The organism is Bacillus sp. FSL K6-3154, assembly GCF_040869395.1.
GTDB classification, from domain to species: domain Bacteria; phylum Bacillota; class Bacilli; order Bacillales; family Bacillaceae; genus Bacillus; species Bacillus safensis.
In genome coordinates this window covers 1,991,470-2,008,114 of sequence record NZ_CP152033.1, presented here as the reverse complement: position 1 = coordinate 2,008,114, position 16,645 = coordinate 1,991,470, and the positions used below count along the sequence as shown (strand labels likewise).

General features: G+C 40.7%; 17 protein-coding genes. 9 read left to right on the top strand and 8 right to left on the bottom strand.

Annotation, left to right across the window (positions count from 1 at the left end; all coding sequences use genetic code 11):
- Positions 1–2 precede the first annotated feature (2 nt).
- A complete protein-coding gene (locus tag MHH61_RS10515) occupies positions 3–782 on the bottom strand; it encodes a glucose 1-dehydrogenase (protein WP_125587135.1) in 780 nt (259 codons plus the stop codon).
- Between the two features lie 119 nt (positions 783–901).
- A complete protein-coding gene (locus MHH61_RS10510; RefSeq protein ID WP_024424361.1) occupies positions 902–1,330 on the bottom strand; it encodes a cell wall hydrolase in 429 nt (142 codons plus the stop codon).
- A 527-nt stretch (positions 1,331–1,857) separates the two neighbouring features.
- Between MHH61_RS10510 and MHH61_RS10505 the strand changes: the two genes are divergently transcribed.
- The 3 genes from MHH61_RS10505 (at position 1,858) to MHH61_RS10495 (ending at position 4,007) form a co-directional block, all read left to right on the top strand.
- Entirely contained in the window at positions 1,858–2,919 is a 1,062-nt protein-coding gene (locus tag MHH61_RS10505; RefSeq protein ID WP_024424362.1) for a DUF4352 domain-containing protein, read from the top strand.
- Between the two features lie 287 nt (positions 2,920–3,206).
- The gene (locus MHH61_RS10500; protein WP_125587136.1) at positions 3,207–3,443 is read left to right on the top strand and encodes a hypothetical protein; all 237 of its coding nucleotides are present in this window, start codon (positions 3,207–3,209) and stop codon (positions 3,441–3,443) included.
- Between the two features lie 12 nt (positions 3,444–3,455).
- Positions 3,456–4,007, top strand: a complete 552-nt coding sequence (locus MHH61_RS10495; RefSeq protein ID WP_125587137.1) for a hypothetical protein — start codon at positions 3,456–3,458, stop codon at positions 4,005–4,007.
- A gap of 56 nt (positions 4,008–4,063) precedes the next feature.
- Here MHH61_RS10495 and MHH61_RS10490 read toward each other — a convergent pair whose 3' ends face one another.
- Together MHH61_RS10490 and MHH61_RS10485 are read right to left on the bottom strand one after the other, a co-directional pair.
- The gene (locus MHH61_RS10490) at positions 4,064–5,239 is read right to left on the bottom strand and encodes an ABC transporter permease (protein WP_125587138.1); all 1,176 of its coding nucleotides are present in this window, start codon (positions 5,237–5,239) and stop codon (positions 4,064–4,066) included.
- On the bottom strand, positions 5,239–5,979 hold the full coding sequence (locus MHH61_RS10485; RefSeq protein WP_025092774.1) for an ATP-binding cassette domain-containing protein: 741 nt from the start codon (positions 5,977–5,979) through the stop codon (positions 5,239–5,241). The genes MHH61_RS10490 and MHH61_RS10485 overlap by 1 nt, the downstream gene beginning before the upstream one ends.
- A gap of 161 nt (positions 5,980–6,140) precedes the next feature.
- On the opposite strand from MHH61_RS10485, the gene MHH61_RS10480 reads away from it, so the two are divergent.
- Complete coding sequence (locus MHH61_RS10480) at positions 6,141–6,842, top strand: LytTR family DNA-binding domain-containing protein (protein ID WP_024424366.1); 702 nt, start codon at positions 6,141–6,143, stop codon at positions 6,840–6,842.
- An 11-nt stretch (positions 6,843–6,853) separates the two neighbouring features.
- Positions 6,854–7,819 (top strand): sensor histidine kinase, encoded by a 966-nt coding sequence (locus MHH61_RS10475; protein WP_120208457.1) that lies wholly within the window; start codon positions 6,854–6,856, stop codon positions 7,817–7,819.
- Between the two features lie 32 nt (positions 7,820–7,851).
- On the opposite strand, the gene MHH61_RS10470 is transcribed toward MHH61_RS10475, so the two are convergent.
- Positions 7,852–8,781, bottom strand: a complete 930-nt coding sequence (locus MHH61_RS10470) for an aldo/keto reductase (RefSeq protein ID WP_125587139.1) — start codon at positions 8,779–8,781, stop codon at positions 7,852–7,854.
- A gap of 158 nt (positions 8,782–8,939) precedes the next feature.
- Between MHH61_RS10470 and MHH61_RS10465 the strand changes: the two genes are divergently transcribed.
- From MHH61_RS10465 to MHH61_RS10450, 4 genes are all read left to right on the top strand, one after another.
- Positions 8,940–9,404 carry a DUF1453 domain-containing protein gene (locus MHH61_RS10465; RefSeq protein WP_224427073.1) on the top strand — a complete coding sequence of 155 codons (465 nt, stop codon included), beginning with the start codon at positions 8,940–8,942 and terminating at the stop codon, positions 9,402–9,404.
- 18 nt (positions 9,405–9,422) lie between these two features.
- Positions 9,423–10,637: a sensor histidine kinase gene (locus tag MHH61_RS10460; protein WP_024427218.1), complete on the top strand. Its 1,215-nt coding sequence runs from the start codon at positions 9,423–9,425 to the stop codon at positions 10,635–10,637.
- Complete coding sequence (locus tag MHH61_RS10455; protein ID WP_024427217.1) at positions 10,634–11,290, top strand: response regulator transcription factor; 657 nt, start codon at positions 10,634–10,636, stop codon at positions 11,288–11,290. The genes MHH61_RS10460 and MHH61_RS10455 overlap by 4 nt, the downstream gene beginning before the upstream one ends.
- 313 nt (positions 11,291–11,603) lie before the next feature.
- Positions 11,604–12,644, top strand: coding sequence for a DUF4352 domain-containing protein (locus MHH61_RS10450; RefSeq protein WP_125587140.1), 1,041 nt, complete (start codon positions 11,604–11,606; stop codon positions 12,642–12,644).
- Positions 12,645–12,692: 48 nt separating this feature from the next.
- On the opposite strand, the gene MHH61_RS10445 is transcribed toward MHH61_RS10450, so the two are convergent.
- From MHH61_RS10445 to MHH61_RS10435, 3 genes are all read right to left on the bottom strand, one after another.
- Positions 12,693–13,778 (bottom strand): SEC-C metal-binding domain-containing protein, encoded by a 1,086-nt coding sequence (locus MHH61_RS10445; protein ID WP_024427215.1) that lies wholly within the window; start codon positions 13,776–13,778, stop codon positions 12,693–12,695.
- A 191-nt stretch (positions 13,779–13,969) separates the two neighbouring features.
- On the bottom strand, positions 13,970–14,908 hold the full coding sequence (locus tag MHH61_RS10440) for a response regulator (RefSeq protein ID WP_025092765.1): 939 nt from the start codon (positions 14,906–14,908) through the stop codon (positions 13,970–13,972).
- Between the two features lie 4 nt (positions 14,909–14,912).
- The gene (locus tag MHH61_RS10435; RefSeq protein ID WP_125587141.1) at positions 14,913–16,199 is read right to left on the bottom strand and encodes a sensor histidine kinase; all 1,287 of its coding nucleotides are present in this window, start codon (positions 16,197–16,199) and stop codon (positions 14,913–14,915) included.
- Positions 16,200–16,645 lie beyond the last annotated feature (446 nt).

Genomic DNA, 16,645 nt, shown 5'->3' with positions numbered 1-16,645 from the left:
GATTAATCATTGATTTGAGAAGGATAAAGTGTCATTCCACCATCTACAAATAAGGTGGTGCCTGTGATATACGCCGCTTCCTTAGAAACGAGGAATGCAGCAGCGGCCCCAATCTCCTTCGGTTCACCAAAGGTTCTCATCGGAATTTTCTCAAGCTGCTTTTGTTTTTTCAATTCATCCTGTAAATCATCATTCGATTCGGTTGCCATGGTACCCGGCGCAATCGCGTTGATTCGAATACCTGCTTCGGCATAATCAAGAGCCAGCGTCTTCGTCATCATATTCATTCCGCCCTTTGAAGTGGAATAATGAACATTAAACGGGCGCGGAATTTCCTGATGGACACTGGAAATATTTAAAATCGATCCTTTGATGTCATGCTCCATCATATAGGCGAGCGCAGCCTTTGCGCCTAAAAATGCACCTGTTATGTTGACATCGATGACGTTTTGCCATTGCTCCAGCGTCATCTCATGCGGCAGCGCTTCTTCGCCGTTGAAGCCTGAATTATTGACGAATACATCTACTGTACCGAAATGCTCCAGTGCTGTATCCATGATGGCTTGGATGCCTTCCTCTTTGGAGACATCTGCGTGTACTTTCACCGCCCCACCTCCGTGCCTCTGAATGGCTTGTACGGTCTCTTCAGCTCCATCTTCATCGCCTTTATAGTTTACAACCACATTCATTTCCTCTTGTCCAAACCGCAATGCAATCGCTTGTCCAATTCCTTTTGAAGAACCTGTGACAATGGCTGTTTTCCCTTTTAAATCTTGATACATCTTCATTTCCTCCATTCACGTGCTTCATCTTGCTGATACACAATGGTTACCCATTTTGGAAAAAACAAAAACACAACCCTCTGCATTTGTACTCGAAGAGGGTTGTGCGTTTCATCAAGCTAAAAGGTGTTATAAACATTTTCACACGTTTCGGCGGTTGGCTGATAAAAGCAATGTGACTTATACCTTGCCACAAACGGCTGATTGTACCAAGTCGCCGGACAATCGCCAGGCGGTTTAAAATACCAAAGGCTGAATTTTGCCGGCCAAAAACGTTCTCCGTTAATATTTCTCCGCGCAAGTGTTTTTTCCGTTTCTCGTGCTCGCTGATAGAAGTAACCATGCGTGACCGCTTCAAATGCATGCTCCTGATAAATCATTTGTGGAATCGTACGCAGCCCTTTAAAGTCAGAGCAGTTGGCACGCAAACGATTGATGCCCACGTTTCCTACGAGCAGCATCCCTCGCCTCCCTTCACCTTCTGCCTCCGCTCTCAGCAGTCTGGCCATTAAATCAATATCAGAGCTTGTCGCTCTTACCACTGCCATACATCCACCTCCAGTTCGTTTCTCTTTTATTTTATGTAGCGTTTCTGTGTAGATGACTGCCATTTTGACATGAAAAAGCACGTTCAGTGTCGGCAGCCTGTCTAAATTTGCTGGACATGTGTCTCGCTGCCAACAACACTCAAACCAAGTGACCATATACATAACAGGAAGAAATATTCATTACTATATACTCATTTACAAGTCATAAAAATCCTTCTAATTGCGACATCATCTTCAAAAACAGTCATTTGAACCTATTCAATAATCCGACTCAAAACCTTAAAATATAAAATGTTGAGTTTCTACAGGAGATATCAAATAATAAATTACAAGTTTCTCCTCTCAACTTAGTGTCATTTTTACTACTTGAAGCCAATCAACCTCGGAAACGCACTGAGGTATTGACAGTACTTTCGCTTCATTCTACAGTAAAAAACATACAGTATTTTTCTTTTTGTGCAAAAAGAATGATATGAACTACAGCTTTTCAATGAAATTCACCATAAACCCGAGGAGGAAAACACGCCATGTTTAAAAAGAAATTATCCCTGTTTCTTCTGATCTTGTGTGTAACTGTTGTCGCTGCTGCTTGTAGTGGTGGAAAAGACAAAACAGCTGCGAAAGAAAACGATACCAAAAAATCTCTTGATGCAGCAGAGGTAAAGGTAGAAAGTGCTGAATACACATTACCACCTCAATACGATACATCTGTACAAGATGATCAGTATGTACTAAAAGTGAATGTATCTGTAAAAAATATCAGCAAAGAGCCTCTCAATGTTGATAAAAGCAACTTCACGCTTTACCAAGATGACGCACAGGTATCTACAATCTCTCCAGATGACTATAACGAAGTATTATCTTCAAGCTCTTTAAATGCAGACAAAGTGACTAAAGGCGGTCTTTTCTTTGTTGTTGACAAAGACAAAGACTATCAGCTTGTTTACACAGAGCCAGGAAGCGGATCGAAAAAAGATGACAAGACATTAGAATTCGATATTAAAGGAAAAGACTTAATGAAAAAAGCAGATACACTACAAGCATCTGCAAAAGCTCTTTCTTCTTATATTGATGTGATGATTTTTGGTAAGAAAAACGATGATTTCGAAAAACTAACAGGTGATAACAAATCAACTGTTGTGAACGAATTTGATAAATCATTCAAACAAGGTTACATCACTTCATCAGGTATTTCTTCTAGCTCAGCGAAGGACGAAAACCTTGATAAGCTTTTAAAAGCTGTGAAAGAAACATTAGCTGAAAAATCAAAAGTTTCAACAAAAACAAAATCCATCAGTGGTGATAAAGCTGTCGTGACTGTGACTCTGACACCAATCGATGCAAGTCCGCTTGTCGATCGTTTGAAAGAGAAAGCGACTGAGTTCTACAGCAAAAACCGTTCAGCTTCTTATGATGAAGCGCAAAAATACTTACTATCAATTTACCCAGATGAGTTTAAAAAATTAGGACCATCATCTTCTGAAGAAACAGTAGAAGTCAACATGAAGAAAAATGATATCGACCAATGGAAACTTGATTTGAACGACTACAAAACAAGCTCATTAGTTGAGAAATTCATCAAGAACTAAAGAAAAACCCCCGATCCCGGGGGTTTTTTGTTATGATTTATCACCTGGTTTGGTGATCGTGAACCCCCTCTATCATCAAAAACCAGAATATAGTCAAGTTATCTTACCCTTGACAACATTTCTTTCTATAATCAGTGTTCCATTTCTTTAGCTTGATCACTTTGAGATATTCAATCCTGATTATTCTTTTTTGTACTTAAGATTTTTTTCTGCTTATTTGAGTTAAAGATGTAGTGTAAACTCGAAGTAAAAAAGGTACTCCTCATTCTTTATTTCATACTGGTGCGGTGATTGTTGTTGCAGGAGCTGGTTATGTAATTGCTACAGAAGCCAGCAAGCACAGGAATAAAAAGTATAACCATTATGAAGCTATTATCCGAGGCGGAGTATATATTGGAAAAGGAATAAGTAAGTCACAAGCAATTGCTAGAATGAAATCAAGAAAGGGTATTATTATTACTGGCATCCCCATAAAAGAACTTCAAAAGCTCATGCTTTCTACGGAGGTCCTGTTAAATAGTTAATAGAGGTGAATAATGTTCAATTACGAAAAGCTATATAAACAATATTTATATAAAAAAGATCAATTGATTTTTACTAAAGAACAAGTCGTTGAAATGATAACGTCTAAATTTAAAGCTAGAGAATTTTCAAAAACAAAGATTTTAGATTTAGTAGATGATGATCACTTTGAATATACTAAGATATTTAAATGTTTTGTCATTGATGATCCGAGTATATTGATTCAATTGTTTTCGAATGAGGAAAAAAAGGATCATCGTGAACAAGTACTTCATAATCGTCTTCATCCGTTAAACCCTAAAAGAGTAAAAGAATGGGAGTATAATCACTTATTGCTTGATGAACAAGAAGGTAGAAGAATTGATATCATTTTAGAAAGTAAAGATGGATTATATGTTTCAGAATTTACCGTAAGAGATAGTTGCGAAAAGCTTAATAGGTATATAAATGCTTTAATTGAAGGTGCACTTATCGAAAATGGGTTAGAAGAATATCCTGATGGTATTCATGACGAGTATTTTCAATTTTATTTAGAGAACTTGGATCAATTCGGTTTCTTAAACTGAAAAATACGATGATCGGCATTCACTTGAAAACGCCCTCTATCAAAGAGGGCGTTTCTTTATTTCGCAAGCATCCATTTCTCTTTCATAAACAAGCTTCTCACGATAATAAACAAGATGACAACTGCGAGAGCTGAGGAGCCGAGTGTCAAGGCGATGGACGTTGGATCGATGATACCAAACATCAATTGCTTACACAACGCATGAATATTGAGGAATGGGATGGCAAAGTAATACGTATCTAGCTGCGTAGCACCTGCTCTCATGGTAAAGAACATTGGGAGCACACCTAGTGTAATGATCATGGACATGTACGACTGAGCTTCTTTCACTGAGCTTGAAACGACACTGAGCAGCAGTTCAATCATGGATACCATGAAGGAGAAGATGATAAGCGCCGCAAACATGACGGTGATAATGCTCCACATTTGATCACCAAAGTTCAGAGCTTGCTTCAGCTTTTCTGTAAAGAGCAAAGTGGATAGAAGCAGCATGCCGATCGCCACAATCCCACTTAAAATACCGAACATAGAGACAGCGAGCCATTTTCCGATGAGAATCTGGAGTCTGCTGGCCGGCGTCAGGAATAAGGCTTCAATTGATTTTCGGTCTTTTTCACCTGCTACAATATCAAGCGCTGCCGGCAAAGCTCCTGAGATCACGGAGGTCACCAAAATCATTGGAAGGAGAATCGACAACAGCATAGCGGTCACTCCGTTTTCCCCTTCATCACCTTCTTCTACATCAACGGACTGCACTTCAAACGGATGAATAACGGACGTATCGATTTGATCCGCTGCTAAACGCTTCTCGACCACCTGGTTTTGATACTGCTCCAGCAATGATTGCAGCATTTGAACGGTGATCACCGAATCATCATCTGTCGTATATCCATGAATTTTAATGGCGAATGGCTTTTGATGCTTGAGCATATCGCCTGCCTCTTTCGGCATTTCCAGGTAAGCATTTGCCTCCCCATCCTTGACGGCTTGCTGCGGATCATCAAATGTTTCAAGGTTTAGGTTTTTGACCTCTTTGATCATTTGGTTCATTTCGGCTGGAAGCTGTTCATTGATGGCGACTGTATAGGCTTTATCCCCTGGATCTGCAATCATGCTTTCATAAAAGAACACCAGCCCAAGCATGGTCAAAAGAGGAATCAGTACGGTTAAGAGCAACGTTTTTCGATCCCTTAGCGCATCTGTCATTTCTTTCAAAAAGACGGTTTTCCACATTATGAAATCCCCCTAGCGAGCTTCGACATAAAGATATAGTTCAAGTCTTCACTTTGTTCCTGTGCATATAATTCTGGAAGTGTCCCTTTGTAAACAAGCTCTCCTTGATGAATCATCATCACACTGTCACAAAGCTGGCTGACTTCTTCCATGATGTGGCTTGAAAAGAGGATCGTTTTATTTTGCTGCTTGAGCTGATGGATAAAATCTCTGAAAATATTACTCGACGTGATATCTAAGCCTGTTGTCGGCTCATCAAATAAAATAATGTCAGGATCATGAATTAACGTTCTGGCAATCGCCACCTTTTGTTTCATTCCTCTTGAGAATCCTTTCACCTTGCGATCCATGTATTGTCTCATCCCAAAACGCTTTGCCAAATCCTCTATTCTTGCTTTGATTTCATGCTGATCTAAGCCATATAATTTGCCAAAGTATTCAAGGTTTTCTCTTGCCGTCAAACGATCGTAAAGCCCCGTCTCTCCGCCAAACAAGACACCAATTCGCTTTTTCACTTCTGTTGCTTCTTTCACTGTATCAAAGCCTGCGACAGTGACTGTTCCGTGTGTAGGCTCTAATAATGTGGCTACGGCGCGCAATAATGTTGTTTTTCCTGCACCATTTTCTCCTAGAATGCCAACGACTTCCCCTTCCTTCACGGAGAACGTCATGTGTTTCATCGCTTTTACGACTTTTTTCTTATCTTTAAACCAGCAGCTGCAATCGCTGAGAGTAATCATGTGGTTCGCCCCTTTCAACTTTCTAAGTCTATGATAGAAAAAATAACGCTTGCCTGATATAAAAATGTCGCGAAACGTCCTTTTTCTGTCTTGAAATGATCTATTTCAAAAAAACAAATGGTAAAATAGACAAATAATAAGAATGGTCATAGGTGATTTTTATGATAAAAGTAGGTCTCGTCGACGATTACCGAGTAGATTTAGAAAAGCTGCACGCCATTGTAGGCAGGATGGAGGCTGTGGACATCATCTTTGTCACGCAGTCAGCAGAGGATGCATATGAGAAGGTCAAAAAAGGAGACATTGATCTGTTGTTCGCTGACATTGAAATGCCTGGAATGTCCGGCTATGAATTAGCGGACCTCATTCACTCTCACGCACTGAATGTCGATGTGGTCTTTGTGACAGGAAACAGTGGATATGCGGTCCATGCGTTTGATTTGAATGTACATGATTATATTATGAAGCCCTACCAAGCTGATCGAATTGCCAAATGCTTAGAGCGTTATATGTCCACCAAACAGGAGAAGAGCATTCATGGACGGCTTCTCATTAAGCAGCAGTCAGATATTCATGTGCTCCAGAAAAAGGATGTTATTTTTGTTGAGCGAACAGGCCGGTCAACAACTATCGTAACAACGACAGGAGATATCCAGACCTATCAGACATTAAATGAGCTAAAGGGCGATCTAGCTGAAAAGGATTTTATCCGCTCCCACCGATCGTTTATCATTAATATTCATTACATTAAGAATTTCTCGGCGTATGCTAAAAATTCGTATATCGTGTCTTTTGAAGGGACAGATAAAAAAGCCATGATGACCAAGCAGCAATTAGAATTCTTTAAGAAATACTATTTTTAAGGAGAACGAACGTGAACGCTTTCTATCTTGGATTTCGCATTTATGCTCTCATATGGTTAGGTCTTGCGTTTCATGCAGCTGCTGAAGCCTTTCTGCCGCTTTCATCCATTGTGTTGTGGCTTCTTACCTTTTGCGCGGTGTGTGTTTATACATTTTTCATGTACAAAAGATTTTTGCCTCATACGAGCGGTGATGTGATATTAGGCGCTTTTATACTCATTACCTGCACAGGTCTTTTGCTGTTTCTAACGCAACCGAATGGACTGAGCTGTCTTTTGGCGCTCATCATGATGGTGACAATCGATATCCTCTCATTGAAGGTGATGCAGACAGAGAAACAGTTAAATGGACAGCTTCAAGAGCTCATAAACGCAGAATCAAGAACCAACGAATTACTTCTTGAGCTGCGCAGTAAACATCATGAAACAGCCAGACATTTAAATGCCTTTTCCGCATCGAACGACGAGCATGAAATCAAAGATTTGATTCAGCAATACGTCAAACATTTCCCATGGATTAAAGGAGAAAATGCATATTTAGCCTCAACCCTACATCCCTTTTTGGAGCGGGCTGAGAAAGAGGACATTGCACTTTCACTAGACCTTCAAGCACCCTTTTCATCGCTTCCTTTTTCAAAGGCGGATCAGGTTAGTTTTACTGGCAACCTGCTTGATAATGCTCTAGATGCAGCGATTGAAGCGAAGCAAGCCGGAAAAGAGGGAAGCATTTCGGTCACGACCTCTATTCGGAGCGGGCTATTTTTAATCCATTGTGAAAACAGCACAAAAGGTATGGAAAAACACGTGCTAGATCATTTGTTCAAAACTTTTGGCCGCTCGACAAAAGGCGGCGATCATCAAGGCATGGGGACGTATATCATTCAACAGCTTGTTGAAAAGGCAGACGGTACGCTTGATTTCACTTACCGTTCTCCAAATTTGCGGCTCGTCATCAAAATCCCTCTCACCATGTCATAAAAAAAAGGTGCATAGCTGCACCTTTTTTAGTGTTAAGAGAAGATCTTATCGATTTGATTGATTTCCTCTTCTGTTAATTGAACATCGTTTGTTTTTAGGTTTTGCAGCACTTGGTCTGCTCGTTTTGCCCCTGGAATAATAGCATCAATGCCTTCCTGCGCTAAGAGCCAAGCGAGTGCGACGTGTGCTGTTTCTGCATTCTTTGATTGAGCAATGGCCTTCAGCTTGTCTACTTTTTCGAGATTTGAAAGGAAAGCATCGCCTTGGAAAAGCGGGTCCTTTGCTCGAATATCATCAAATGTCGCATCTTTTGTAAATTTCCCAGTCAACAAGCCTGACGCCAATGGGAAATAAGGAATAAAGGAGATCCCATGCTCGACACAGTATGGAAGAAGATCCTGCTCTGCCTGACGTTTCAGTAGAGAATACTCTGATTGAAGCACGTCTAAGTAACCATCTCGGTTAAAGGCTTGAAGCTGTTCAAAATCAAGGTTTGATGCACCGATTGCCCTGATTTTCCCTTCGTCCTTCAATTCCTTTAATGTGCCTGCTACTTCTTCGAGCGGCGTACGTCCATCTGGGAAATGCATATAGTACAAATCAATATAATCAGTTTGCAGTCGTTTCAGGCTATTTTCAACCTGCTCTCTTAAGAAATCACGGCTGTTATCAAGTTCAATTTGCCCGTTTACTTCCTTATGAGCTCCTTTTGTCGCAAGGACAAGCTTTTCTCTGCCGCCTCTTTTGGCAATGATCTCACCGATTAATTCCTCTGAACGGCCCAGCCCATAAATAAAAGCAGAATCTAAGAAATTAACACCTTGATCAAGAGCCGTCTCCACAAGCTCCCGTCCAGCATCCTCACTAAGATTCGGGAATAAATTATGTCCACCTACTGCATTCGTACCAAGCCCTATCGGATTTACCTGCAAATCAGTTCGTCCAAGCGTTACCTTTTTCAAAAGCTCATCTCCCTTATCTACATAATCATCCTTATTTTCCCACGAATCATTTCCAACATTCAAGTATACCGCTCTCTAAAATCAACCTGCAGGTGGACGCGGCGAAAATAGAAGATGCGTATGATGAAGATAGACTAAAACGAAAAGGAGATCTTGTCATGACCATTCAAATTGTCATCATTATGATTATTCTGCTTTTAAGAACAGGCAAGGAAAAAGAAATCCGCCCCATCAGGCTTCTCATAGGACCGCTCATTTTATTAGGCACACTCTCTTATTCCTTTACCCAGCATATTGAAATCACGGCGATGAGCCTGCTTGCAATGATTGTCTTTGCACTCGCAGGTTTTGCAATCGGGCTATGGAGAGGTAAACTATACAAAGTAACATATGATCAACAGTCGGGGCGTATCACCGCCGCCAGCTCACTTTATGGAACACTTTTTTTCATCGGAATCATCCTTATCCGGATGACAGTAGGTTCAATTGTACAGGATGGCGGTCATTCCCTGATCATTTTCGCAAATGGCCTGACATTCCTTCCAATCGGCAGTATGATCGGCTTACGTTTTATTCTTTTAAAAAGATATATGAACATCAAGGCATCTGCTGCTATTAACTGACAGACAGGAGTTTTTGATATGAACCTTCAGCAGCCACTCAAGCTTTTAGGTCAAATAAGGCGGAAATTCGTATTAGGCCTTGTTTTGACCTATATGTATATTCAAATGTATGAGCCCCTTTCATTAGGCGAATTGGTGTTTCGCACCTTCGTCTATTTGGTGTTTCTCCTTTGTCTTTTTCCAAAAAGCAAGCTGTCACCTAAAAAGCAATTTTCTATGCTCCTCTTGATGTGGATTTTGACACATCTTTTGTGGCTGGTGACAGGTCAGATTCAAGACAGTATTGGACTGACCTTTTTTATGATCGGCTTTATCGCTTTTCGTTTTTCAGAGGCGCATCATCCCTATCTATTTGCTATCATCTTTTTCACCAGTGGGATCAGCTATTATATAAACGATTTTTCTTGGAACATGGTGATCACTCTCCCGCTATTCCAGCTGCTTGTGTATACACTTGTTTTGATTTCTAGAATGCGTCGGCGTGAACAGGAATTAAAGGAAGAACACTTCGGAGAACTGCAATTGGTTCACAAGGAATTATCAGAAGCCCATGAACAATTGAAAAAGGCGCATATGGAGCTTGAAGAAGCGACCGTTCAGTCACTCCAATTTGCAGTGCTCGAGGAGCGAAGCAGAATTGCACGTGACCTGCATGACAGTATCGGTCACCAATTAACCTCGATGATTGTCCAGCTGCAGTCTTTGCCCTACCGTTTAAAGCAGGAAGAACCAGAGCAGATGACGCAGACGTTTCAGGAGCTGATCCATATTTCTAAAAATTGTCTCACCGAAGTTCGTTCTGTGGTTCATCATATGGCGTCAGATGATGCAGGTCTCGGACTTGCCGGACTTCGCAGCCTCATCAAGCAAGGAGAGATATCGGGTGAGCTTGACATTCACTTTCATACAGAGCAGCTTACGTATAAAAAATGGCCGCTCTCCGTATCTGAACTGCTTTACCGCATTTTACAAGAAGCCATCACCAATACAATTCGCCATGCCAAGGCCACCGCAATGACCATTACACTATCTAACGACCAGCATGAGCTGATGATGAACATTGAAGACGATGGATATTTGACCAGCGAAAAAGATATTTCATTTGGCTTTGGACTGTCAGGCATGAAGGCACGGTGTGACGCAGCAGGCGGTTCCCTCAAGACGTCCATACGCGAGCCGCACGGCTTTTGTATCCATGTTCACATTCCTATCAAGGAGGACTCCGAGACATGACAAACCCTATTAAGATTGGCATTATTGATGATCAGCCGCTGATCCGCCAAGGATTTCGTTATATTGCAAGCGCTCAAGAGGATATTGACGTCATATGGGAGGCGTCAGACGGTCAGGAGGCGGTTGAGCTTTGCTCGATCAACACACCAGACGTACTGCTGATGGATGTACAAATGCCTGGAATGGATGGCATCACAGCAACAGAGCACATTTTAAAAAAGCATCCAGATGTAAAAGTTGTGATTCTCACGACCTTTGATACGGAAGAATACGTCTTTGACGGAATTCGTGCAGGGGCAGTCGGTTATTTGCTGAAGGATACAATGCCTGAGGAATTAATTGAGGCCATCCGCACCGCCTTTGCTGGTGAATCTGTATTTCGAACGGCAGCCTCTGAGCACATGATGACACGAGCTCTTCAGCAGGCAAATGATACACATCACACTCATCTGCTTCACGAATCATTCACAGAACGTGAACGCGATGTATTACAGCAAATGGCCTATGGCTTAAAGAATGAAGACATTGCTGATCAATTATTTATCAGCAAAAGTACGGTAAAAACGCATGTGCACCGTATTTTACAAAAGCTCAATGCACAAGACCGTACACAGGCTGTCGTCTTCGCCATCCGGCACCGCCTCGTGAAATAAAAACTACCTTCACTTCAAGATTTTTATACAAAAAACATTTAAAACCTAAAATAAATCTATAAATCAATACTTATTGACTAGTATATTATGCTTATTTAATTCCTTATTTTATAGGTTATTGTGTTAAAAACTATCAAAAATAGGGACTAAAACCTATTCCTCATCATGAATGAATTTCGATAGAATGAATAGTGCAAATCGTCATTAGGATATTTTCCCCTTTAACACCCGAATATACCAATCTATCTGTTTCTTTTTTCTTAGTCAGATAGCGGGAATGAAATGACGAAAGAAAAGCAAAGGAGCTTCAACTGTGAATCTTAAAAAATTAAGTGCACTCCTCATGATTTCATTCGTGATGATCATCTCTGCAGCCTGCCAGGGCTCAGCCAAATCAACCGACGCTGATCAAAAGTCAACGAAAACAGCAGAGGTAAAAGTCAATAGCTACGAATATACGTTACCAGAAGACTCAACAACTACCTTGAGAGACAATGAATTGGTGCTAAAAGTCAATCTGACGATCACAAACAAAGGTGACAAAGCCCTTTCATTATATAACTCTGACTTCTCCCTTTATCAGGACGACGCCAAAGTATCTGATTTAAAATTCTACGGCAGCAAAGACCGTCTTGACCTTGGTTCATTGAACAAAGGCAAGTCACTTTCAGGAGCTCTTTATTTCCTAGTAGACAAAGGGAAGAAATATCAGTTCGTCTATCAGGACAGTATCAAGAAAAACAGTGATTCCATCCAAATCGACCTAGATGGAAACAAAATACTCGATTCAGCAAAAAAGCTGGATAACCCAGCAAAAGCGTTATCCGCTTATACCGATATTATTGTTTTTGATAAAAAGAACGATGAATTCGCAGATTTAACGGGTGACAACCAATCGGATGTCGTCAATAAATACCATGAGATGTTTGTAAAAGACTTCAAAAGAAGTGCAGGAATATACGGAAATGAAGTGAGTGACCGAGATATTCTGTCGATGTACAAACGCATTCAAAACACCATGAAGGATAAAGCCAAAGTAGAAACAAGTGTGAAAACCATCTCTGATGACGAAGCAAAGGTTGTCGCTCAAGTAACAGGCATTGATGCTTCTAACTTAAAAGACAAGCTAGACAAGCAAAGAGACGAGTTTTACAACGGGAAAATCCGTTCTAAAGAAGAATTGTATAAAAAAAGCTTAAACTTGTACGCATCTGAATTCGAAAAACTTGCTCCCGTTTCCAGCCCAGCTGAATATGAAGTGAAAATGAAACGTAATGGGGATGGTCAATGGAAAATTGACCTCAATGATTATAATACAGAGCAGTACATGAGTGGTTTTATTAAAACGAGATAATCTAAAAAAAGACGCTGGCCTCTGAAGGAGCCGCGTCTTTTTTAGATTTTATACTGTCGCCTCTTGCTCTTCTTTCACCGCTTTTTCGATATCTTTAAAACGGCTCGATACAGTCGACGCACTAATGCCATACTTTTTCGCTACTTGTGCTTGAGAAAGCGGGGCATCGCTTGCAAGTGAATGAATGTAGTATTCGATTCCGGCAGCAAATGACGCTGCTTTACGGATCACAGGTGATTTCTGATCACAGTAGGCTTTCCAAACCGTTAAAGCACCATCTGTCAGGCTTTGATCACCGTGCTCCTTCATTCCGTCTTCAATCAGCTTAGCAGTTTCCAGCTGGACGTCACTTGCCCAGTCCATACGATCTGCTGATAGACCTGCACCGCCTTCTGTTTGAGCAGGTGTTTCTGATTCTTCTACTTCTTGCTTCGCAAACATACACTTCAGCACATCAGGGAATGATTCTCTCATAAATGTGCTGCGCGCCCCTCCATTTGCTTCATATGCGTCAACAAGCTGGCGAACTTGAAGAAGAAGAGTATCTGTAAACTCTTTCGCAAACATCGTATATTGAATGAAAAACTCTGCCTTTTCTTCAAATTGAACAGGAAAACCAAGCACGAGACTTCCCTTTTCAGGCAGTACCGTTTGATCAGGTTTTACATCTACTTCAACCTTCTCCGCTGTTACCATATTCTCAAAGTAAAGAGACTCGTCCGTTTTTTCATTTAATAAAAGCAAAGATGGCTCCATGTCTGTCCAAGATTGGACCACTTGTCTTGTTTTCGGACGGGTAATATCTTCTGCTTTCTTTGTCAGGAACTCTTGGAAAATGGTCTCTTTCTGATCAGTTAATGGACGGAAGAAGATGCCCCATACACTCAAATGGAAAACTGAGATTTGTTGCGTTTCTTTATCCATATCTGCAAGGAAAGAAAACTCATTAATGAATTGATTGATCGCTCTCTGATGCTTAGAAAAAGCATAATTCATTAAATCCTTTTGAACTTGTACAGCTTCCTTAAACACAAGCTCAGACGTTTGTTCTCCGCCTGATTTTTGACCACAGCAATGTTTATATTTTTTTCCGCTTCCGCATGGGCAGAGCGCATTTCGTTTAATTTTTCCCAAAATAAAACCTCCGACATTCTAGTCTAACCTCACTATTTTAACAAACGATTGCACAGGAGGGTTTTATTTTCAAGAAAAAAGAAAAATCTGAATGATCAGTTAAATTATAAAATCACCTGAAGATCACGATAGATCATAGGAAAGACAGACTTTCTCTGTTTATTTTCTCCAATCATACCAACAGATTTCCCTCAGCTCATTCCTTCGAATAACTGCTTTGCCTCAAAATAAAAGATTTGAACGAATTTCTTCGTATTGACTCTGCCTGTCGATCCTGAGGGAGAAGATGTCTTCTGCATTTCTTTCATTCTTTGACTGACATCGGTAAAATCGAAAAACTTCGACGCGTAGTGCTCAAACTTAGGATTTGAGAAATCTGTTAATCCTAGTGAGGCAAAATGATTCAAGGAATGATGAATAGCTCGTCTAATCCGCTGCTCCGCCGCTTTCACTTCCCGCATCACCTCTACATCGGTTGCACCATGATCCAGTTTTCTTTCTGCTGTTTTGATAAACAGCTGCTTTAGCGGCGGGAAATTGACCTCATGAGAATTGGCTGACTGTGTTTCATGTAAGTAGATGAGTATCTCCAGTAAATCCTTAGAGCCGCTCTCGCCGACAATTCCCAGCTCAGATAAGAGGAATTCCCCAGCCTCTTTCATCGTTCTTCTCTTCGCCCCAGCGCCCGCACCTTGAGAAATGACAGGCTCTAATGGCAGCACGTGGCGAAGAGAGGCTTGTATATCGTAAATCGATTTTTCCAGCTTGATACGCTCCATGACTTTTCGAATCACACTGACGATTTCAATGCGATTGACAGGCTTATGGATATAATATTCAATCCCTAGTTCATAGGCTTCTGCCATCATCTCTTTCGCCTCTACTTGGGAAATCATAATGACCTTGCCTTTGAATTCAGGGTGGATATGGCGGATGGTTTGAATGCCATCTCTAGCAGGCATTAAAAGATCAATCAAAAGGATGTCTACTTTCTTGAGGTTCAGGGAATGTGCCTCTAATCCAACTCCGTCACCCGCTTCATCTACGACCTCTCCCAAATCCTCATCCTCTATGATTTGACCTAAAATCGAGCGTATTGCACGATCATCATCTGCAATGAAGAATCGCATACACTCACCCTCTCTGTATTAAATTTTGTATAGGAAGGACAAGCAGAAAAGCTGTACCTTTTGTTTCTTTTTGTTCGATTTGAATCTGACCGCCAAGCTCTTGAACCAGCTCTCTCACATAGGATAAGCCAATTCCTGTAGACGGTGTTCCAAATGCATCAAATTTGGAGGTATACCCTGGATCAAACACAATCTCTCTCATTTTTATAGGAATCCCTGGTCCGTCATCTTCAATCCGAATCTCTATTTTATCATGACTTCCTTTCAATTCGAGTGAGATCATCCCGGTATCTTTTATTGCTTCGACTGCATTGGCCATTAAATTATTAATCAGCGATAAGAAAATAAACACATGATAATCATGCAGATGAATGCCCCTTATATCAGAAGTAAAGGAGATGTTTTTCCCAAGAGATAAAGCATACTTCTCTTGAATGCGGATCACAATTTGAACAAGCTCTTCCGCCTTCATATAGTCTTGCATATTTTCCTTCGAAATCAGCTTTGAAAGCCCAGCATAAATACGCTGATTGTCCTTTTTCACTTCATGAATTTCTCCTGCGAGCTTTAACAGCTCCTGACTCACTTTTTTCCCTGCTTCGTGTTCATGCAGCAAACGGTAAAGCCGGTATGATTCCTGTGTAATATGCTCTGTATGTTTTAACGTTTTCTTTAAATGCACCGTTTCTTCATATAAATTCGAAATGACCATCATCATATGCTCATTTTGTTTCATGATCTGCTTTTCTCTTGATTGAGCCTCATACAGCTTCATCATATTAAAAAAACTGATCACCACAAAGCTATGAGCAAACGCAATGAGGAACATATCGCTCAGCTTTGATAAGGTCATCGTTGTATCAAACACTAGAAATTGTACAAACAGCTCGACAAAATCAGCAACTAATTCGATCATCAGGCCGATGATCCCAATGAAAATAGAGCGCTGTTTAAAGCGTCCCGTACGGACGGCAAAAAACAGGAAAGCATAAGTGAAATAGAAAAAGAAGCTTGGGAATTGCTGATAAAATGATGAAGCCAGATCAGCATTCTGCTGAATCAAATCTAAACCTACCCGAAAAAGCACAATGGCTGCGCCTGTTAAAAATCCCGGCAATAGCGGTCTAGATTTTCTTAAGAGTAATAAGCAAAAGAAAAACGCAGGTGCGCCAAAGCTGATGCGAAACGTCTCATTCACAGGATAAAACTTCAGCTCTCCTGCAAGCGGCACAATGACTATCATAAAAATTAAAATGAATGCGTCCTTTTTGACAAGCTGATTTAAACTCAAATGACTGACATCCCTTCCCCTGGTTGCATAGCCACAGTATACAAGGAGACTCTTTTCTCCACAATGTACAAAAAAATAATTTTCACTGCTCCTTTTATCCTCAAAATCCTTTTTTATGACTATTCTCCGGGGCAGCAAGGTGACCTTTCAGCTATTCACTGTTTTGATCATTGACGACAATAATAGGAATTGTTTAGACAATCATCGACAGACTGATTTTTATTTGTAAGTTTTTCTGTAGATTTACGTCAGATTGTGTAGTTTCCAAGATAAATTGAATGAACAATTTTAGTGAAACTATATGTAAGCGTTTTCTGAATTTTCACTAAAAACCCTTTTTGTTTTTCCGCCGACAATGCCTTCATTTGTACATATATTTAGGTGTAAAGGAGTGGTGCAAGCAGCGCATGACAAGTTCTTTGAAGATGTGTAACATGTTTTCGTGC